This window comes from Bacteroidota bacterium (assembly GCA_016713925.1).
In the GTDB taxonomy this organism is placed as follows: domain Bacteria; phylum Bacteroidota; class Bacteroidia; order AKYH767-A; family OLB10; genus JAJTFW01.
Genome location: JADJOH010000007.1, coordinates 568851 through 589838 on the forward strand (window position 1 = coordinate 568851; position 20988 = coordinate 589838).

The 20988-nt window shown below is 38.8% G+C and carries 16 protein-coding genes; 4 read left to right on the top strand and 12 right to left on the bottom strand.

From position 1 onward, the window contains the following. Positions 1 to 252: 252 nt before the first annotated feature. The 6 genes from IPJ86_10480 to IPJ86_10505 all read right to left on the bottom strand — a co-directional run bounded on the left by IPJ86_10480 (position 253) and on the right by IPJ86_10505 (position 9214). Positions 253 to 753 (bottom strand): hypothetical protein, encoded by a 501-nt coding sequence (locus IPJ86_10480; GenBank protein MBK7887689.1) that lies wholly within the window; start codon positions 751 to 753, stop codon positions 253 to 255. Continuing rightward, positions 746 to 1180: a sigma-70 family RNA polymerase sigma factor gene (locus IPJ86_10485; protein MBK7887690.1), complete on the bottom strand. Its 435-nt coding sequence runs from the start codon at positions 1178 to 1180 to the stop codon at positions 746 to 748. Before IPJ86_10485 ends, IPJ86_10480 begins: the two co-directional genes overlap by 8 nt. A 363-nt stretch (positions 1181 to 1543) precedes the next feature. Further along, positions 1544 to 3388, bottom strand: coding sequence for a CHAT domain-containing protein (locus IPJ86_10490; GenBank protein MBK7887691.1), 1845 nt, complete (start codon positions 3386 to 3388; stop codon positions 1544 to 1546). 206 nt (positions 3389 to 3594) lie between these two features. Beyond that, positions 3595 to 5502 carry a tetratricopeptide repeat protein gene (locus IPJ86_10495; GenBank protein MBK7887692.1) on the bottom strand — a complete coding sequence of 636 codons (1908 nt, stop codon included), beginning with the start codon at positions 5500 to 5502 and terminating at the stop codon, positions 3595 to 3597. Between the two features lie 1260 nt (positions 5503 to 6762). After that, positions 6763 to 8334: a tetratricopeptide repeat protein gene (locus IPJ86_10500; GenBank protein MBK7887693.1), complete on the bottom strand. Its 1572-nt coding sequence runs from the start codon at positions 8332 to 8334 to the stop codon at positions 6763 to 6765. Positions 8335 to 8449: 115 nt separating this feature from the next. Beyond that, positions 8450 to 9214 (bottom strand): CHAT domain-containing protein, encoded by a 765-nt coding sequence (locus IPJ86_10505; protein MBK7887694.1) that lies wholly within the window; start codon positions 9212 to 9214, stop codon positions 8450 to 8452. Positions 9215 to 9483: 269 nt separating this feature from the next. On the opposite strand from IPJ86_10505, the gene IPJ86_10510 reads away from it, so the two are divergent. Next, a complete protein-coding gene (locus tag IPJ86_10510) occupies positions 9484 to 9666 on the top strand; it encodes a hypothetical protein (GenBank protein ID MBK7887695.1) in 183 nt (60 codons plus the stop codon). A 352-nt stretch (positions 9667 to 10018) separates the two neighbouring features. Beyond that, positions 10019 to 10357, top strand: a complete 339-nt coding sequence (locus IPJ86_10515; protein ID MBK7887696.1) for a hypothetical protein — start codon at positions 10019 to 10021, stop codon at positions 10355 to 10357. A 673-nt stretch (positions 10358 to 11030) separates the two neighbouring features. Here IPJ86_10515 and IPJ86_10520 read toward each other — a convergent pair. Further along, the gene (locus IPJ86_10520; GenBank protein MBK7887697.1) at positions 11031 to 11750 is read right to left on the bottom strand and encodes a tetratricopeptide repeat protein; all 720 of its coding nucleotides are present in this window, start codon (positions 11748 to 11750) and stop codon (positions 11031 to 11033) included. 31 nt (positions 11751 to 11781) lie between these two features. Continuing rightward, on the bottom strand, positions 11782 to 12354 hold the full coding sequence (locus tag IPJ86_10525) for a sigma-70 family RNA polymerase sigma factor (GenBank protein MBK7887698.1): 573 nt from the start codon (positions 12352 to 12354) through the stop codon (positions 11782 to 11784). Positions 12355 to 12510: 156 nt separating this feature from the next. On the opposite strand from IPJ86_10525, the gene IPJ86_10530 reads away from it, so the two are divergent. Both IPJ86_10530 and IPJ86_10535 read left to right on the top strand, forming a co-directional pair. After that, on the top strand, positions 12511 to 13644 hold the full coding sequence (locus IPJ86_10530) for a hypothetical protein (GenBank protein ID MBK7887699.1): 1134 nt from the start codon (positions 12511 to 12513) through the stop codon (positions 13642 to 13644). After that, the gene (locus IPJ86_10535) at positions 13616 to 16069 is read left to right on the top strand and encodes a T9SS type A sorting domain-containing protein (protein ID MBK7887700.1); all 2454 of its coding nucleotides are present in this window, start codon (positions 13616 to 13618) and stop codon (positions 16067 to 16069) included. Before IPJ86_10530 ends, IPJ86_10535 begins: the two co-directional genes overlap by 29 nt. A gap of 50 nt (positions 16070 to 16119) precedes the next feature. On the opposite strand, the gene IPJ86_10540 is transcribed toward IPJ86_10535, so the two are convergent. From IPJ86_10540 to IPJ86_10555, 4 genes are all read right to left on the bottom strand, one after another. Beyond that, entirely contained in the window at positions 16120 to 18528 is a 2409-nt protein-coding gene (locus IPJ86_10540) for a CHAT domain-containing protein (GenBank protein MBK7887701.1), read from the bottom strand. Between the two features lie 532 nt (positions 18529 to 19060). Further along, entirely contained in the window at positions 19061 to 19636 is a 576-nt protein-coding gene (locus tag IPJ86_10545; GenBank protein ID MBK7887702.1) for a hypothetical protein, read from the bottom strand. Positions 19637 to 19750: 114 nt separating this feature from the next. Then, positions 19751 to 20581, bottom strand: a complete 831-nt coding sequence (locus tag IPJ86_10550; protein ID MBK7887703.1) for a hypothetical protein — start codon at positions 20579 to 20581, stop codon at positions 19751 to 19753. A 3-nt stretch (positions 20582 to 20584) separates the two neighbouring features. After that, entirely contained in the window at positions 20585 to 20974 is a 390-nt protein-coding gene (locus IPJ86_10555; protein MBK7887704.1) for a hypothetical protein, read from the bottom strand. Between the last annotated feature and the right edge of the window lie 14 nt (positions 20975 to 20988).

Here is a 20988-nt window from a genome sequence, read left to right on the forward strand (position 1 = left end):
CAAGCGGATTTTCTGCCTTTTTCCAGTGAAGAGGCTTAATGTTTTTGTTGTTAATACGTAAGTGTTTTGGTTTTCTAATGAAGAATAAGTTGATCGTTTAGTATAAATGGTTGTTAATAATTTTTTGATTGTTAGCCGCGAAACCGAAGCCTGATGTTGAAAAAGAAAATGCATTCACAGTCAATTCCGTCTTTGCAACCAAATCGCTGTTAAGCCTTTCAATCCAATACTCTTGATGAATTTCCTGCTTTGTTATTGCCGTTGGGTTCGGAGTGCTTTTAGAAATGGAATTGTTATTAGTTGTTGTATCAGTTGGAGATTTTCTTCCGCAAAACTGTTCTTCGAAGTTGATTTTTGATGAATCTGAAAATACACAATGACACTACTGATTAAAACTATTGTCAATATAGCAGCTATTGAATATACATACCGAATTTTGGGTTTTACTGCTGTTTTTTGCTTAGAATAATGTTTCGCTGAGGCTGCAGCATAAGTCATTTGACTATATTCTTCAAACTCTAATTCGTAATCATTGTTAATTTCAACTATCCGCTGTTTGAGTTCTTCACGCTCCATTCGCCTTATTGCTTCTGCCAGTTCCTTTTGAAGCTTTAGCTCATCAGCAAGTAAAGGGTCGGAGGTTAGAAGCCTTTCGAATGCAAGGCGCTCTTCCGGATCGAGATGATTATTAAGGTAATCACTTATTAAGTGTTCCTGGTTATGTGGATCGGTGCTTTCAGTTGAATCAACCATGTAGTTCTCTTAATTGCTTGTGACAGCGTGAACTTTTCATTTTTAACGCATCAACTGAACGGCAACTACTAATCTTTATTTCTTCAAATTTTTTCCTTAACCAGTAACGTTCCTTAAGTATTTGTCTGCACACCTCATCGAGACGTTCAATCAGTCTCTTTAGTTGTTCGTAACGTTCTTCCTTTAAATAATAATTTTCAAGATCATCTTCTAGATCGAATCCATTTTCAGTTGGAAATGGAGTCATTACTCTTCTTTTACGAAGTTCATTGTACCATTTATATTTTCCAACAGCAAAAAGGAAAGTGCTCAATTTTGTATCTGAATTCAATTTAAAGCGATTGTCCTTGATTTTTTCAAAAACAGCAATGATTGTTTCCTGAATGATGTCATCTGCTTCAATTTTAGAACCGTTATTGTTGGTCACATATCTGGTAATCTCCCCTTTACAAAGAAGGAATAAATGTTTAACAAAATACCCATCGCCATTCTGAATGCCGAGTATGATATCCTGATCGCTGAGTTTTTTCTGATCTATTGCCTAAAGTGAGCCGCATTTATGCTGTAAAGATATGATATAGGACATTTCGGTATGTGAGTTGTGTTAAGCCCGTGAATGTTTCAATTTGGTTGAAGAAATTATTGTGTTATATTCATTAATGCCTTCAAAGCCTAAAAAGTAACAGTTTGACCCTATACTTAATAGTTTGTTAATCAAGCTTTTATTTGGATCAATTGAATACTATTTCAACTTAACCAAAAAAGGTAGAAAAAATAGCTAATTAGCGTATCAGCACAAACCCCGCCCATTTTTCGGGATTATCGGGGTAATTATTGCGCATATTAGTTTGAGCCCCGCAAAAGATTTCACCGGGTCTTTGGTAATTGCCAAGTCGCTGTAGAAGGTGGTCATTAGCTGCATGGTCTCTTTGTCTGGCACTGACCACAAACTTACAATCAATTGTTCCACACCGGCCAGTTTAAAGCCCCGTTGCAAACCGAACACACCTTCACTGCCTTCAATCTTACCAAGTCCCGTTTCGCAGGCTGATAATACTACAAGTTTTGTTTGACTCAGGTCAAGTGCAGATACTTCTGCTGCCGTCAGGATGCCATCATCTCCAGTTTTCTGCAGCATCTCCGCCTGCTTGCCTGTCCAGCTTAGATTAGCGCCGGCAAACATCAATCCGCAGCGTAGCATGGGATCCTCAGCGGCTTTGTACTGCTGTTGCTGATTATTCGCTGTCATCATCATCATGCCTTTGCCGTCTTTGTGCTTTTCATCCTTGTCGGGGAAGGCAAAGCCATGCGTAGCTATATGGATGATGGAGGGGCTTCCGGTATCCGAAAGTATTTTAAATGCTGTTTCCGTAGCTAAAATGCCTGTGCTCAGGCTGGTCGTCCATTGCAAGTTTTTAAATAGCGGAGCGATACTTTCCACCTCTGCTTTAGTCCCTGGAAGATAACTCATGGCACCACGGGTGCTTTCGCGTTGTAGCGTATTGGACAGCAGAAAATCTTCGTTGCTTTCTTCTTTTTTTTGGTTGCTGCTATCGGGTTGTACATCGTATTGTATACCACCAAACAAAGCGATGCTTCCTTCCAGGTTTTTGGTCTTGATCAAGGTGCTATCGGCCAGATAACGTGTTGTACTGAGGCGATGCAAAGTAAACTGATCTATCAGGTAGGTACATCCCGCTGTATCGTTGCTACACAGTGCATGAAAAGGAACCGATGATAAGCGGCCGTCAGGGCTATAGTAGACGGTAGTAACTCCTTTTAAAAGTGTGTCCAGCGGTTGCCATACCAATTTGTAGAGTTTGGGAAGGTTACTACTAATTTTCGTGAATGGAAGTTCTTTCTCCGCACAAAGTTTTACAAGATGAGGGTATTCATATCCTTTACGAATTACTTGAGCCATGTACTTATAACAGGTGTCCTGATAGTCGTAATAACGAGTAAACTCAATTGCAGCTTCGTCAACTTGTAAGCTTTGTTGCACATCTGTCCATCTTAATTCAAAACGATGTTTAAGGGAAGCATATTCACCAATCTCTGAAACTAAAATTTTATCAATAGAGTCCGCCTTATTTATTAAGTTATTTTTTATAGAATCATGTACTCCAGTCTTGAATTCAAAATTAACTAGCCTTTGGCGAAGTTGAAACAGTTCTTTATAATTTTGTTGGACTAAATTATTATTTGACGATCGGATAGCTTGTTGAAAGCCAAGATTATCATCAAGAACAAGACTTTTGGCAATTAGGGCACTGTTATATGAAAGATAAGATGTTGGCAAACTAAATTTATATGCTACCGATGAAAAGTAAACAAATCGATCAAAATAAACTTCATTCATTTTCCAAAACAATTTTTTTGAGTCAGAAGAAAGCCATGCAAAATTTGCAACAATATTAGAATTAATATTGTTCAGTAGCTGATTATAAAAAAAATGTGAAGAATCAATATTAACCAATTCAGCATAGATTGCACCAAGGTTGTTTAAACACCGTAAATAGTCGGGATGTCTAGAACATGACAGATCAGATTTATAGCCTTCTAAATTACAATAAAAGGCTTTTATTATCGAAAATGCTTTGTTGTGATAATCAAGAGCAAGCATTAAATTTCCCATGGAACGATTTGTTTCAGCTAAATTGTTGTAGCATAATGCTACATCAGGGTGGGTGCTTCCTAATAAATCCTGTTTAATTTTTAAGGAAGCCTCATGGCAATTTATAGCATTATCAAACTCAAATATTGATGCATAAATAAAGCCTAAATTATTTATGCAAGTAGCTAGTTCTAAAGAATGATATCCTGGATATTTCTTGTAAATATCTATAGCTTTTTTTGATATTCTATAGCAAGTTTGTATTCTTTTTTTCTTTCATGAGTCATTGCGAGATTATTCAAACACACAGCTGCATGATGATTATCTTTGCCATAATATAAACGATATAACTCCAACGCATTTTCGTAATAACGAACGGCCATTTCATCATTTCCTATATTTGAATAGGCTGTCCCAAGATTATTTTTGACTAAAGCCCAATCAGCTTTTTTCTTAAAAGGCAAACCGGAAAGAATACGTTCAGATTTTTCGTAATAGTAAATTGATTTTTGAAAGTCACCTTTCCTGCCATAAACATATGCTATATTATTATATGCAATAGCTGTAGCTGATTGATTTTCCCCAACTTTTTCTATATAGATATTTAAGGTTTTTGTGTATAGGGATATAGCCTCCTGAAATCTACCCAAATCAGAATATACCGTTGCAATATTATTCAATTCAAGAGCCGTAGCAGGATGACCTTCTCCATAGTTTAAATTCTTAATTCCAAGTGCCTTTTCATAATAGTATAATGCACTATCAAGGCTTCCGGCTTCATGAAATAGACTCCCACGATTGTTGTAAGCTTGTGCTAAACGAGGGTGCGTCTCAAAAAATAGGTGACAATCAATTTCAAGTGAAATTAACTGAGACTGTAACGCCCTGTCAAAATCACCTTTGCTTTTGTAATATTGAGCAAGGTTATTTTGTGCAATAGAGTAATCTACTGTAGTAGTTAATTTGAGATAATTATAAATTTCAATAGCTTCTTCAATTATACTAATCGCATCATCTAACTTGCCCATTCCAAATTTTATGCTACCCAAACAGGTTAATCCGTCAGCCATTTCTTTGCTTGACTTTCCAAAATAATTTTGACGAATAATGTTGGACATATTTGCATAATTAATTGCATTTGTGTAATCTCCCATATCCGCAAATAGTAAAGATATATTGCTTAAGCATGTTAAACAATTTATATTATTTTTACCATTAATTTCTTCACATATTTTTAGCGACTCTTCCATATGATATTTGGCTTTTTTAAACTCAAATAACTTGTTGTATGTTGTCGCAATATTGTTATGCAAAACGCTTGTTTTTTCATGCTTAATACCGTAAATTTCTATTGTTAATTCAAGCGCTTCAATTAGGTTAATTATTGATTTGTTATAATCACCCTCCTCTTCGTAAATGGCATCTAATGACTTCAAGATATATAAAAGTTCTTTTTTGCTATTCTTCTTGTCTTTTCTGTAATGTATTAACGCTGATGTTAATTCCTTTTCTGCGCTTGTAAGATCTTTTATTGTCAAATATGAATAAGCAAGATGTTCGTGAGCGCCTGCTAATTCACGAATATCATCAAAATGAGTTTTGTTATAAATAGAAATTAATTCTTTCTGATAATTAATTGATAAAGAGTCTTGATTTAAAGTATTGTAAATTAGAATTATTTTTCTTGTTGTGAGAATTGCATAAATGCTTGTATCACCTAGAACATTTTGAAATATCAAGAGTTGTTCTTTATAGCATAGTATTGCTTTGTCAAAGATGCCTAGTTTTTCATAAATGTCGGCTTGAAATCCTAAGTATATAGCATATATTGTATCCTTATTTACTTCATTGCTAATTTCTCGAAACTGTTTTACTAATAGTGAAATAGGTTTTAATGCGGCTTCATAATCTTGTTTGCTTGTTGCTTCTAAATATTCTCTCCAAACAATTTCAGTTTGCTTGACTTGACCATAGGATGTCGTATTAGTTAGCACATTTAAAATACAAATGCTGATAATTGTAATTAAGTAATTTGCGTTGTTAATTGTTCTGATAATAATTGAGAATATTTTCATAAATTCTGTTAAAATAGTAGCATATATTTTTCTCACCTCACCAGCACAAACCCCGCCCATTTTTCGGGATTATCTGGATAATTATTGCGCATTTTAGTTTGAGCCCTGGCAAAAGATTTCACCGGGTCTTTGGTAATTGCCAAGTCGCTGTAGAAAGTGGTCATTAGCTGCATAGTCTCTTTGTCTGGCACTGACCACAAACTTACAATCAATTGCTCCACACCGGCCAGTTTAAAGCCCCGTTGCAAACCGAACACACCTTCACTGCCTTCAATCTTACCAAGTCCCGTTTCGCAGGCTGATAATACTACAAGTTTTGTTTGACTCAGATCAAGTGCAGATACTTCTGCTGCCGTCAGGATGCCATCATCTCCAGTTTTCTGCAGCATCTCCGCCTGCTTGCCTGTCCAGCTTAGATTAGCGCCGGCAAACATCAATCCGCAGCGTAGCATGGGATCCTCAGCGGCTTTGTACTGCTGTTGCTGATTGTTCGCTGTCATCATCATCATGCCTTTGCCCTCTTTGTGCTTTTCATCCTTGTCGGGGAAGGCAAAGCCATGCGTAGCTATATGGATGATGGAGGGGCTTCGGGTATCCGAAAGTATTTTAAATGCTGTTTCCGTAGCCAAAGTGCCTGTGCTCAGGTTGGTCGTCCAAAGTAGATTTTTAAATAGCGGAGCGATACCTTCCACCTCTGCTTTAGTCCCTGGAAGATAACTCATGGCACCACGGGTGCTTTCGCGTTGTAGCGTATTGGACAGCAGAAAATCTTCGTTGCTTTCTTCTTTTTTACGGTTAGTGCTATCGGGTAGTACATCGTATTGTATACCACCAAACAAAGCGATGCTTCCTTCCAGGTTTTTGGTCTTGATCAAGGTGCTATCGGCCAGATAACGCGTTGTACTGAGGCGATGCAAAGTAAACTGATCTATCAGGTAGGTACATCCCGCTGTATCGTTGCTACACAGTGCATGAAATGGAACCGATGATAAGCGGCCGTCAGGGCTATAGTAGACGGTAGTAATTCCTTTTAAAAGTGTGTCCAGCGGTTGCCATACCAATTTATAGAGTTTTGGAAGATTACTACTAATGTTCGTGAATGGAAGATCTTTCTCCGCACAAAGATATACAAGGCGTGGGTATTCATATCCTTTACGAATTACTTGAGCCATATACTTATAGCAAGTGTCCTTATCATCATAGTAACGAGCAAACTCGATGGCAGCATCGTTATCTTGCAAGCCTTGCTGCACATCTGTCCAACACAACTCAAAGTAACGTTTCAATGCTGCATATTCACCGACCTGTCCAACTAAAATTTTATCCAATGAATCTGCTTCGGAACGTAGGGCATCTAGCTGTACTTTGGTAGTACTGCCCATACTCTCCAAATTGATAATTATTCTCCGAAGGTTGCCCAACTCTGTGTAGTTCTTCTGCAAAATTGTATCTTTTAATTGTTGAATAGCATGCTGAAAAACCACGAGTGTTGTCAAGTAATATTCCCTTTGAGGTAAGAGAAATGTTGTATGAAAGAATGGATGCAGATGGTTGGCTGGAATATACTGAGATTGAAAAAGACGGTAGCAGACTGTAAATATATTCTTTATGCTGCCAGAACAATTTCTTTGCTGCATCTGAAAGCCAGTTAAAGTTTGAAAGGAGATTTCTCTTATTAATTTCTAAAACTTGCTTGAAGCAGAAGGCTGCGGATTGGTAATCACTCATTTTAGAATAAACTATTCCAAGATTACTTAAATTTACCTCGTATTCTGGATGTTGTTCGCCAAATACATTCTTTCTAATTTCGAGTGCCTTTCTTACACAACCCTCCGCAGAAGTGTAATCGGCCATGTCCATATACAATCCTCCAAGATTATCAAGACAAATAGCATGGTCAGGATGTTCATTACCATTTACTCTCTTAGTATTTTCACAAGCCATAGTTAAAAAGAAATCCGCCAATTTATGTTCCCCCATTTTACTGTATAGCACTCCAAGATTATTAAGAGTGATATTAATGTAAGGATGATCTTCACGTAAAGCTTTTTTACGAATAACCAAGGCCTGTTTTAAAAAAGACTCTGCAGTTTTGTAATCTTCCATTTCTATGAGAAAAGCACCTACATTATTTAGACTCATAGCATAATCAACATGTTCTTCTCCTAGAACATTTCTACGTATAATAATAGCTTGTTTGTAACAGATTTCTGCTGATAAGTAGTCGCCTATGTTTAAGTATAGCCCACCAAGGTTATTTAAAATTGTAGCATTGGCTATATGTTCCTTGCCGACTAATTTCTGTATGATCTCTAGCGCCATTTTTAAATATTTCATGGCCGAATCGTAGTTTCCTATGATCGAGTACAGGAGGCCAATGTTGTTCAGACTCGCAGCATAATCCGGATGTTCTTTCCCTAAAACATTTTTGCGAATATCTAAAGCTTTTAAGTAATAGGTCTCTGCAGAATTGTAGGCACCTATTTTTTCATATTGAACTCCAAGTTCATTTAAACTAATTGCGTAGTCTGGATGCTCTTCACCAAGCAAATTTTTTCTATAACTTAATATTACTATCTGATATTCTATTGAATGCTCAAAATCATCAATTTGCTCATAAATATCAGCTACTACAATTAAAAATCTTAAGTATTCAGTACTATCTGTAATAGTATTAAGGGGCAACGCATCAAGCAGTTTCGTATAGTAAGCTATTGCTTCCTTAGAATTTTCTGAGGTTACATACATCAAGGCAATATTTTCAAGGCCCAAGCGGTAATCTGAACTCTCAACACCATAAACTATTTTTTTAATCTGTAGCTCCTTAAGGTAATAATAAATAGCCGAATCAATTTCACCTGCCCTATAAAATGCGTTGCCTTTTTGCTTCAAATTATCAGCACTCGATTTTAAAATTTCAGTTTGAGACTGTCCCGCAACTATTGACGGACTTGAAATAATTATAAATAAAAAACAATTCTTAGATTCATTTTAAATTATATTTTTCTCACCGCACAAGTACAAACCCCGCCCATTTTTCGGGATTATCGAGATAATTATTGAGCATTTTAGTTTGAGCCATGGCAAAAGATTTCACCGTGTCTTTGGTAATTGCCAAGTCGCTGTAGAAAGTGGTCATTAGCTGCATGGTCTCTTTGTCTGGCACTGACCACAAACTTACAATCAATTGCTTTACACCTGCCAGTTTAAAGCCCCGTTGCAAACCGAATACACCTTCACTGCCTTCAATCTTACCAAGTCCTGTTTCGCAGGCTGATAATACTACAAGTTTTGTTTGACTAAGGTCAAGTGCAGATACTTCTGCTGCCGTCAGGATGCCATCATCTCCAGTTTTCTGCAGCATCTCGGCCTGCTCGCCTATCCAGCTTAGATTAGCACCGGCAAACATCAATTCGCAGCGTAGACTATTTGCATAATCCGGATGTAATATTCGATTTTGTTTTTCTAAACATTGCTTTGACAAATTGTAGTAAATCAAAGAAGAATCAGCGTCTAAAAAGCAATTTCCAATATATCTAAATGAGACTGCATATCGGAGGCTTGTATCACCTTCTTGTTCAAATTCCATTTGTTTCATGGCTTTGGTTATTGACAAGGCCACATTTAAATTACCATCCATTTTCAGTGAATCGTACTTCGATTTCAGAACATCATAAGAATCTTGTGCTTGAATATTTAATGAGGCCAGTAGAAAAATTATTGCAGCAATTTGGCTTGTCCTTAATTGCATTAAAATTATGTATTTCAACATATAGTTTTTATTTAAGGCCTCAATTGAGGTCCTTGATTTGCAGGTAAAGTTAGATTTAATTTGTAGTATTTGAAAAGTATTTTGCAGATTGTTTTGTATTAGATTTTGTTCTAAAAAGAATTGCAAATTTGCTGAGATAAAGTTGGACGCTTTAAGGCCTTCAATTTTGAAGTTGCCCTTCAGTATTTGAATCGAGCTCTTGCTGCAATTCCTGATAAGGCATTTCCAATTAATTGTAAAAACCTTTACTTCTGCCTAAATTAGATACTATGCTGACGAAAAATATGTATTTGGAAATTAAGCATGCCTTCGCAAAGAACAATTACGCATTACCTCGCTTTTTAGAAGGAAACTTTGCTTTGGCTGATGTTATCATCAAGCTAGCTATAAAAGCCACTAAAGAAAGGGCGCTGTCAATTTTGAAAATCACAGAAGAGCTGATTAGGAAGTAGCCTCTGACTGTGGCCGTGAGGTTCATTTAATGCATCAATTACTGCTTGCTGTCCTGCCCAGCAATGATCTGGTTTCATTTTGATTCCAAAGGCTAGTTGATAGGCCTTTACATGTAGATCAAGAATTTGAAATTTACCGCAATTTATATGCAGCGCTCATTCCGAAAAAGCCTGGAATGGGCAGAAAATAATCCCTTAAAGTAATTTATATTACTTAATTTCAAGTTATTATGAAATATTAATGATTTGCTATGTTACTTTTTAAAGTAGTCCGCCATAAAGGATGAAAATACAACAACAGGGAAGCCGAAAACTGAACTAGAGTAGGCAAAAAGGAAAAACCATAATCAATATGAAAAAGCTCATTGCTATCGCAGCGCTCCTTATCTCTAATGCTGTAGTACATGCACAGACCTGGAACACAAACTCCATCGGGGTGGATTCTTATTACAACAATTCAGGAACTTATGTGGACGGATATTATCGTACCAGTTCCAACAATACTAATTGGGATAATTACTCAACACAAGGTAACATTAATTGGAATACAGGAACTGAAGGTACTCGTGCCCGTGATTATTCTTTAGATGCCTGGAATTATGGAAGCGGACAAACTATTTATACCGGGCCTCGCGGTGGACAATATTACTACAACTCAAACGGAAACAAGGTATATGTTCCTAAACGATAATTTTTTCTGTTAATCTTTTCAATTTTTTAAGAGGGCTGTCTCAAATTAGGAGACAGCCTTTCTAATTTTCAACTAAAATTATCTAGCGAGATTATAAAACTTTCAATGGATCAGTGCTTAGAATTAATACCACCGAATTCACTGATTTTAGAAACGGATTTTCCGAAATTTGCCATATAAAATAAAATTTATGGCAAAATTTTAGCCAAGGGGGAGATTAGCAATCGAAAATTTCCTCAGCTGAGGCAAGATTTATTTGTAATACAACCTTTGATGCCGTCAAATTCATTAATGTTATTCAAGAAATCATAGATGCTGCCAGCCGACGAGCCAAGGTTAATGCACAACGTATAAGAGATATGCCATTCAAATTCACAAAAGTTGGTCAAATTGCAATAAAAAAATGAGTATTTTGACTAACATACATTCTATTTTTGACTAAGGAATTAACCATTTTAAACCACAAATCCCTGTAAATACTTGATTTACAGGGATTTTTTTGCGGTCCGGACGGGACTTATATATATTTGATATACAGTGAAATACAGGTATTTAAGGTTAATAGAATTCTGCTTCGGGCTAACTTTTTTGGATATTCTGGTTATTCAGGTTAACAGCATTATTAATCATAAAATTCTTTCAAGCAAGCCTGACATTAACATATATGGAAGCATTATTCCAAAGTCTCTAATGCACTGACAGCCGCCTGATGATAAGGATGTAAAGAATTGTCTTTAATTTGTCTTAATAACTGCTTTGCCTTAACTTTCTTGTTCTGCATCCATAAGGCAAATGCAAGTCTGTATTCGGCATCATTCTTAAATACGGATGGTACCTCAGTTTGCAGCACGAACTCAAACTGCTTTTCTGCCTTGGAAGGATGGCCGGATTTTAGAAACAATACCCCCAGATAATACTGGACTGTATCGTTTTGAGGTGAATTCCATCTTAACTCTTCAAGCAAAGCCAAAGCCTTATCAGTATCTCCGGTCTTATAATAACTCATAGCATTATCAAGAAGGGTTTTTGATCCTGTATTCATCGTTACCGGCAATCCGGGATCTTCTACATATACTTGCTGTATCGCGTCCATTTGCCTTCCAGTATTAATAAAATAAACGACAGATGCTGCGAGGATAAAAAGTAATAACACTGCTGCCACCCTTGAATAACTTCCCCACCTGCCTCTGATAGTCACTTGTGTTAAGTCCAATTCTACATCCGCCTTTTTCATCTCCTTACGCAAAGCTTCAGTTGGCTCACTGCGAATGCCATCTACGATAGCATTATATAATCTGAACTCGGAGAGAAAGTCAGGATCAGTCTCCAATAGATTTCTTACTAGAAGGTTTTGTTCTTCCAATAGGCGCCCTTCCATATAGGCTTCTATCAATTCTAGATTATTTAACGGCTCTTTTTCCAATTCAGAACAATACTAACATTCTTATTTTATTTGCGATAAGGCGGGCGAGTTTTTTCATTACCTCGTACTTCTTCTTTTTAGCCACATCGGCGTTCTTGTAGCCCATTTTCTCAGCGATTACAGACATGGGCAGTTTCTCAATATAATAGAATCGCAGAATCTGCTGTTCATTTTCCCCCAATAATGACAAGTATTTTCTCACCATTTCATGGTTGTGCTGATCCTCTTCCTTTTTAGCCATCTCATCATGGATTTGATCTGATAGCTTAATATCCATTGAAGACGAAAAGGTAACCAGGCGTTTGTTTTTTTTGATGAGATTAAGTAAGTGATTCTTTCCGATAGCCCACAAATAGGTCTTGAAGTTGGAGGTAAGTGATACTACCTTTCCTGAACGGATATTCTGGAAAAGTCCGATCATCGCTTCCTGGAAAACGTCCTTGGCTTCTTCTTCAGAACAGGAAAAATTCCGCACCGCCCAGCGCAGGAATTCATTCCGGTATTTATTATAGCAGGATAGTATCGGACTATGATTGCCTGCCCGGATTTTTTCCAGATCTTCCGCTTCCACCAATCACAAAATTTTTAAAGTCATATTTTTTTTAAAAAATCGGTTACCTGTTCTGTACCATGTTTATTAAAGGACAAATAATATCAAACCACCAACGGGAGCATTTAGCAGTAGAAAACCGAGAAAGCTCCTATGCCCAAAATTAACCAAACTATTGATATGAAACAAATCTTAACAAGTTTACTGCTGGCAATCGGGATGATGAATAGCAGCTACGCCCAAAATGGTTGGGTACAGAAGCAAAATGGTCCGGCTAAAAACCGGGCTGGATCATTCGTAATAGGCAATTATGCATATTATGGAGCCGGAAATAATACTTACGGGAGCGCTGAAACAAATACATGGTTCCGTTATGACCCGCAAAATGATTCGTGGACACAGATTGCTTCCATGCCTCAGGGGATGCAGGCACTGGAGACCTTCAGCATAAACGGCAAAGGATATGCAGGGGTGGGATGGTTCAGCGGATATTCTACGAACCTCTTTTACGAGTATGATCCTGTAATTAACCAATGGACCGCCAAAGCCTCCTATCCGACAAATACGGTTCACGATGCAGGTTCATTTGAACTTAATGGCGAAGGATATATTTGCGGAGGTGCGGTACCGTATAGCAATGCCGTACAGGCCATCTCTTATAAATTTAACCCTGGCTTCAATAGTTGGAGTGCTATTTCGCCCTTGCCAACTGGTTTGCGTAACGGAGTGGGATTTGTGGTGAATAACAAACCCTATGTAATTAACGGTGAAACTCCATCCGGAACACCATTCACTTCAGGCTTTCGGTATGATTCAGGACCAAATACATGGGCACCGATCAATGTTCCCGGAGGGTTTACCCTACGCTATAACATTGCATCAAGGGATTCCGAGGCTTTCATTATTAAAATTCCATATGGCCCTTTTGGGAATAATAATTTCGAATTCTGGAATTACAATGACAATACCCAGACATGGACTCAACTTCCCGACCGTCCATTTTCCGACGCTGCAACTGCATTTGTCAATATCAACAGCCGTTTATTTGCATTTCTTCCGAATGGCCAGGTATGGGAATATACCGGCGATATTTCCTCTCCAGAGTTCAGCCAAGCCTGTGATACCGCGACATTTCCTAGTAATTTCCAAAGCGGTTACGGAAGGTGCGTTAGAACAAATGACGGGAATATTGTCACGGTTGGTAACATCAATATGTTGAACAACTGGGTCAACGGGGATATCGTTCTGAATAAATACGACCCCAACCTCAACCTTCTCTGGAGCCGTGTTTTTTTACCCCGGTGGCGCACATGATATTGCTGGTGGTGTCATTGCCACTTCGGATGGCGGCTATCTCATTAACGGAGCCTTCGGGAAAAGCAATGCACCAGGAGTATTTTCTGCAGGTTATATTATTAAAACGGATTCACTGGGAAATCAGCAATGGGTTCAGACCCTCACGGGACAATCTTTTGGAGATAATTACGGCAGCATTGCCGTTGAAAATTCGAACGGTGAATTCATCTGCTATGGGCATGTACAATACCACCCGGGTTGCTCCAGCTATGCCACCCGCATTACAAAACTTTCGTCGAACGGAAACATCGTCTGGTCTTATTGCCTCCAGATAAACCCCGATTGGACAGGAGGGATTGACAAGTTGGCGGGTGTCGACAATTATGTGTCGGTATTTAATGATCAAACCAACGGTACGATTTTCCTTCGTAAATGGGATGATAACGGTCAGCAGTCAGCCATTACTTCTTATAAATTCAATAATGCTTTTAGCACAACAGGTAGTATCTCCACTGCTAAAAATGCGGGTTTTTTCATCTTCGGAAATTATGATACCACTGGTGGAAAGAAGAATGCTTATATCGCTTACTTTGATAATAGCATGAATCTGCTGTGGGAAAAGTCCTATAGCAAATCGACAACTTCGACCTTCCAGCGTGTAACACAAGATAGCGCTAGCAATATCTATTGCACTGGCGGAATTTATGCCAGTAACCAGATCTTCGATTTACTTGCTGTTAAATTTGATCCTAACGGAAATCTGATCGGATCCGGAAGATTTGGTACCAACCCCGACGCCGATCTCGGCAACGGCATAGCCTTACTAGACAACGGCGATATAGTCTGTTCGGGCAGTACTGGTACTACGGCCCTTATTGTGAAATTCTGTGGACTTGGCTGCGGCAACGGGCAATCGCAGGCGTATTACAGTGATGCCGATGGTGACGGCTATGGGGATGTCCTTCTGGGATATTATTGCCAGGCGGTTCCCAACTCCTCCTTACTGGACGGAGACTGCAATGACACTGACCCGAATATCAACCCGGATGCAAGTGAAATCTGCAACGGAATTGATGATAACTGCGATGGCGCTACGGACGAGGGGCTAGCTCCCCTCGTGGCTCCTATTGCCGGGCAGTCTGTGCAATGTATCAGCCTTGGCTTCGGGGCCACGACTTTCTCGGTACCGCCCGTCAACGGTGCCCTCAACTATAACTGGATTCTACCTCCAGATGTGTCAGTGTTGAATGGACAAGGAACTAATACCCTTACCATCTATTGGAATCTTCCACAGGCGCATGACGGAATTACAGGACCACTGAGATTGGTAGTGACCAATAATTGCGGACAAACAGAGGTAAGCGTTGATCTTCATTTACAGATATCCGTACCTGTTAGGCCTTCCTCTATCTCTGGCCCCAGCAAGCTCTGTCCTGGCGAACAAGCAACTTTTTCTGTACTATCGGTCGCGCGTTGCCGTTTATATAACTGGACACTTCCCACAGGCATGACCCTTTTATCCGGGGCAGGCACCAATATCATAACGGTGGGCATTGACGCTTCATATACAGGAGGTGCCATCAGCCTGACCGCAAACAACGCCTGCGGGACCAGTCCTTCGCGTACAAAAAACCTATTCCTGAACAATCCTGTGATAGCGGGTGTCGTAACGGGACCATCTAGCGGCCTCTGTGAACAATCAGGTATTGCTTACATACTTTCATCGGTACCCGGTGCGACAAGTTATCAATGGACAGTGCCCCAGGGAGCAAGTATCGTCAGCGGTCAGGGGAGCAATAGCATTACTGTTGATTTCGGACCTTCCTTCACCAGTGGGGCGCTCTATGTCATCGCAAATAATAACTGTGGATACTCTTCTGCGCGAACGCTAAGCCTGCAGGCGGCCCCTTCCAAACCGGGCGTGATTACAGGGCTTCAGCAGATCTGTCCCGGACAAGTTCAGGTTCCCTATTCCATCCAGACCGTCAGTAATACTAATACCTACAATTGGTCATTGCTTGCCGGCCTTGGTAACATTGCTAGTGGTCAGGGAACGAAAAATATAACAATCAACTATAATTATGTCAACACTACCGGACAGCAAATGAGTGTAACAGCTTCCAATAATTGCGGCACCTCCATAGCATCCGTTTTAAACGGCATCATTATACAACCTTCCAATTGTAACCGGAATGAAATCTCGCAACAACTGGAAGGTTTTTACCTGTATCCTAATCCTTCCACAAGCATCTTGTTCCTTGGAGGTAACACTAAAGATCCTGTGTTATACAAAATTTTCGACATGACCGGTCAAATCGTGGCGAGCGGAAATACTTCCATGGAAATTAATATATCAGGTCTGGCAGCAGGAATGTATCTGTGTGAAATTAGAGATGCACAGGGAAACATTTTATTATTAGACCGAATGGAAGTACAACGTTAATCCTTTTTTTCAGTTGCAATGTCGGGGTAGTTATTGCTTCCCCGGTTCTTTCACAGGCGCACCCTATCGGTGTGCCTGCTTTTTTTATACCATGCAATCGACACTGCCAGTACCAATAGGCCCACCAGCATATACACTACAACGGGAATTTGTGATTTACGCGCGGGAATAACAATGTTGTTCTTGCCTGTCACAATCAATCCCGCCCAGTAATAAGGATTGGAAAGTTCCGGGTTGGCGCAATTTCGGAGATACTCCAGTTGCGTCCGTCGCAAGGCAAGGCAGGGCTTGATCCCATCCGACAATTCTTTAAAAAATGCCTTGGCCAGAATTGCGCTGGTCTTATCATCAACATCCCATAGTGTGGATAACGTAACTCCACTACCGGTATACAAAAAGGCTTTCGAAAAATTAATAGTCCCTTCCCCATATTCCATACTGCCTTCACCTGTACTGCAGGCAATAAGGCTCACCAGATTATATTGCTTTTTAAGTCGAAATAATGAATCCATACTCAGACCTTCCGTCCCAAGAGAATCATCGCCAATCAGCAGATGACTTTTCAATATATTTGCCTTGTCCATAAAAGCATGGGTGCCCAGGTGAAGGATTCCCTGCGGACCATTAAAAATTTCCTTCACGGCACCCTCTGCGGCGGAAGCGGTGAAGAAGGTACCTTCATATTCCTCCGCCATCTCTTTCATCAAGGTGTTAGCAAAAGGTAGTTTCGCAAAGCTTGACAGCGAGGGACTAATCCCCAGGAGGGAATGATCGGATACGATTTTTACATTGAAAGAATGCACATAATCACTAGCAGAAAGGATGTTGCCTATTTCATACTTATGCAGTAGGTAATTCAATTCACCAAAGTTACTACCGGGAAGGGATAGCCGCATAGTTAGGCCGGCCACCGGTAATCCATTAAAATAGTCGCTCATGGACAACAAAAGTTTCCGAGGCTTAACGGCCCCGCTATCTAAGATTTGGCTGAAAATACATGTATAGAGGGCATTTGCCTTTTTATCGTACAAATCCGGATCCCTGTTTATCATGGCTGCCTTCAGGTCTTTCATGTATATGGGAAGGCTGTCGGACTGCAGTGTTTCGAAGGCAAAGGCTTTGTCTTTGGTTACAGCAAGCATGCAACGGTGGCTGATATTACACAGGTAGTACATGTCAGGCTCTAGCTTCTGTTGCAATGTGCTGATCGAAACCGGCTCAAAGACATTCTGGTCGGTAGCACCCGACTGATAAAGCAATTTCCTCCTTAGCGAATTACGGGACTTCTCGGCGATAAGAAACATCATATCTAGATACACCCTTTTCTGATCCATCCGGTAAAGCAATTGGTACGTATTGTTTACTTGCTCAAACATGTTAATGGCATAAATATTCAGCAGCCGGTTAGAGAACTCCGATTCCAGTTCTTGAATAGCCTGGTCCCAGAGGTACAACATTGGATGTGCTAGCGCCCCGGCCCTTAACAGATAGCTCCTATTACCGCTTTCATAATGTGCCCTCTGAAGCGCTCCTGTTTTCTGATACAAAATGCTTAATAAATCATACTTGTTTTTACACGCTTTGATTTCAGCCAGATTGAGACTATCCCCCTTATAAATATGAACTCCCAGTGCCTCTATGGCTCTGTCGTAACATGAAAATTTCTGCTCCCTCTCCTGTGGATTGTTCCTGTACTCATTCAAAAGGCCCATTACATAATAAAGTGTACTCAACTCCGGATGTACCTCTCCGAAATAGTGATGATAGATTTGTGCGACAGTTTTGTAATACCGCATCCCCTCTTTATACGGTTCCTCACGATCGGCCTCGTTCAGACTATTATTAAGTACAATGTCAGTATAAGTATTACCAATATTACGCAGAATATTTCCTGAGAAGGCATTCTCATGGCCATGATAAGCTGCTGCAAAATCCAGTGCCTTCAAAAAAAGCTGGCGCGCCTTTTCCGTGGCTTTATTGAAACCCATTTCCTGACTCCGCTTCCTTACTTTAAAAGCATAAGCATATGTTTCCAGGATCTGGTAGACAGGATAAATCCGACCGTCCATCTTATTCTCTTCCACGATCCCCCAGGCTTTTTCAGCATAATACAAAGCAGAATCAATGTTCATCATGAAATTATGATAGCGTGCTAACCGGGATAAGGACAATGCAGTATTAAATGATCTCTGCCCATCAAGGACAGTCCTTATCGCAAAGACCTTTCTATAGTGCTTCAGGGCGATGTTAGCGTCGGAAAGGTTCATGTAATAATCACCCATTGTAGCATGATAGTCGGCGTAAAGCGGATTAATTTCCTGATCGCTTTTACTTATCCAAGATCTACAGGCATCCAATTGCTCTTTAGCAGTAATGAAATCCCCGTTGAGTAGGGCCAGCTCTGCTCTTTTATTAAGGGCAGCCACAATGGTAGCAGAGTCTTTTTTCTGAATAGACATTCTGATGATTTCGCTAAAAAGTGCGTCTGCTTCTTTAAGACGTGAAAATCTGAAGCACTGATTGGCACGATTTAAGGCAGATTGATCAGTTCCTGCATCTGATCGATAGAAAAGAAAAAGAAACACAATTGCCAATAAATAGCATCTCAGGCAAGTCCTGAACCGGGAACACATAGAGTAAGGCCTTCCGACAAATTTAAAAGAATTGGATATGCTGACAAGAGTCAAATGGTTATTAATAGAGTAGGGGAGGAGAATATTACGCAATTCGTACTAGTCTGGTTAAATTCGGTTCAAAACCTTAAATTATCTACATTTTACTATCATACTAAAGGAGGCCCATACTTTTGGACCTCCTTCTGTTTTAGAATCTTAAACCTTACTTGCTAGGAGGCGCATTGTCTCTTCCTTTTCCTGATGGTTTACCAGTTGTGCTTGGCTTTCCGCCATTACCTTTTGCCATTTTATTTAGTATTAAGTGTTATGTCATTATTGACAACTCAAAACTACAATGACTATTTATTGAGTATTTTTAAAAGGAACGAAAGTCTATTTTTTGGAACGAAATGATTTTATCCAAATTACCCTTTCTAAGTACGATTTCCTTCAGATACTCCTTCCCACCAACTGGAATGTCCTCAAGGTAGGTGGCGGATTGGTTACTAATATTTAAACGTAATTTGCCCCCGTCCAAATCGTAATACAACAAATTTACAGCAGCTGATCTCGAAATTTTGCACAGTAAAACTTTTGGTTTTTCATACTTTTCGATAAAACTTTCTATACTACCTGTATAAGTTAAACAGTTCGATTCATACTTTTCACCTTCTATACTTTTCTGAATTGAACGAAACCAAACATACTTGGTTTTCTTGTCCGTTAGAATACAAATGATATCAATAATTTTAATTTCGAATGTACAAGACCTTGATCTAAGGCTTGTCGTATGGAATACTTGTGAAGGAGGATTTAAGAGTATTAAATAATTGCCTTGAATCTTTTGGATAATATCCCATTGGTGACCCGATGAGTTCAAATTTTCAATCTCTTTCTGTAACTCTATAATAATTTTTTGTAGAATTTTGTTTTGCCTTGCTAAGTTAATCACAATATTTGTTTAATATTTTACTACCTATATCTGTTTAAAAAATTCTTAAAGACAAAATTTGTTGTTGAAATTGACGTTGCATCAAACAATTATTTTAATCAATTAGAATTATAATCATATATGGTGAAATGAAATTCGATCCGTTCCAATTTTTTGTACTTTTATTGGCTCACAACGAAAGGACTTTCCTTCATTAAATGGCTTTACAATCAAAAAAGTATCTTGACCAAAATCACTTGATAGGGAGTCGCATTTTTCATATGAAACATTGTGCAAATGATAGGTCAAGAAAACCGAATACAAGTACCTTTTTGACCAGTCATCATATGAAATACTTTTTAGCTCCCAACTAGTATCACCTTTAAAATTTAGTAAGTCAATTCTATGGTGGTAATCATCAAATCTATATTCACTATGAGCAAATGCGTTTCTTACTGAAGAATGATACCCTTTTGTAATAGTTTCTGCAATAGACAATTTCTTCTTCTTAAAAACATCTCGAATCTCATTTCTAATAAATTCATGTTTTGTCCAATCAGGCACAGTTACTGTCCATAAATAATCACCTCCAGAAGCACCTGTTGCGAGCTTGAATAGTTTTTTAAGAAAATATCTTGATTCCCAAATATGGGAATAGATCATTAGCTCAATATGGAAACGAAATTCATCATCTTCAATTTGATTGATGCCAGTAGGAAATCTATATTCATTTTGTTGGAATTTCATTAAAAAATCCAATCTATGCCCATCATTAATAATGTCCGTTTTATTATCAATTACATATGGGTCAGGATAAGTATCAAGTAATTCCGGTTTAAATTCACCTTCTGCAAGAAGTAAAATGTAAATGTGCTGCCTGCATGTTTTAAAAAGAAAGTCATATAATTCAACTACAGAATCATAGACTTCTTTATCAATTGAATCAAAATCAGCTCTTTTAATCATCCTTTACATGTAAGTGCCCCCGAAATCCGGACAATTTAAAATTAGCGGAAAATTCAAAATTGACTTCCTCTGACCTCCATACCCTGTCGAGAAATAGCCGGATTTTTCAGCTGAAACAAAATATCTGAGTGAAGAAACATTTACATTTTCGAAAATAAAGGAGCCATATTGATTTGTTACACCTGTAACGTCACCTCCTCCTAATTTGACTCCTGATAAATCAGCACCCTGTTCATCCGCTGTAAGCACCACTAAATCGACCTGCACCTCTCTAATCGATAAACCTGAATTTTGAACATCATTGTCATCACTCTTTTTACAGGACTGAATTAAAAAGACAGCCAGGATTATATGCACCATTGAAATTCTTCCACTACTGATATCAAATTCCATATAAATGGAATGAA

What these genes read in the sequence shown, in the direction of transcription:
- IPJ86_10550 (MBK7887703.1), bottom strand. Translation starts at nt 20,581, where the DNA reads ATGATTAAAAGAGCTGATTTTGATTCAATTGATAAAGAAGTCTATGAT.
- IPJ86_10530 (MBK7887699.1), top strand. Translation starts at nt 12,511, where the DNA reads ATGAAACAAATCTTAACAAGTTTACTGCTGGCAATCGGGATGATGAAT.
- IPJ86_10540 (MBK7887701.1), bottom strand. Translation starts at nt 18,528, where the DNA reads ATGTCTATTCAGAAAAAAGACTCTGCTACCATTGTGGCTGCCCTTAAT.
- IPJ86_10515 (MBK7887696.1), top strand. Translation starts at nt 10,019, where the DNA reads ATGAAAAAGCTCATTGCTATCGCAGCGCTCCTTATCTCTAATGCTGTA.
- IPJ86_10495 (MBK7887692.1), bottom strand. Translation starts at nt 5,502, where the DNA reads ATGGGCGGGGTTTGTGCTGGTGAGGTGAGAAAAATATATGCTACTATT.
- IPJ86_10480 (MBK7887689.1), bottom strand. Translation starts at nt 753, where the DNA reads ATGGTTGATTCAACTGAAAGCACCGATCCACATAACCAGGAACACTTA.
- IPJ86_10555 (MBK7887704.1), bottom strand. Translation starts at nt 20,974, where the DNA reads ATGGAATTTGATATCAGTAGTGGAAGAATTTCAATGGTGCATATAATC.
- IPJ86_10490 (MBK7887691.1), bottom strand. Translation starts at nt 3,388, where the DNA reads ATGGGAAATTTAATGCTTGCTCTTGATTATCACAACAAAGCATTTTCG.
- IPJ86_10510 (MBK7887695.1), top strand. Translation starts at nt 9,484, where the DNA reads ATGCTGACGAAAAATATGTATTTGGAAATTAAGCATGCCTTCGCAAAG.
- IPJ86_10505 (MBK7887694.1), bottom strand. Translation starts at nt 9,214, where the DNA reads ATGTTGAAATACATAATTTTAATGCAATTAAGGACAAGCCAAATTGCT.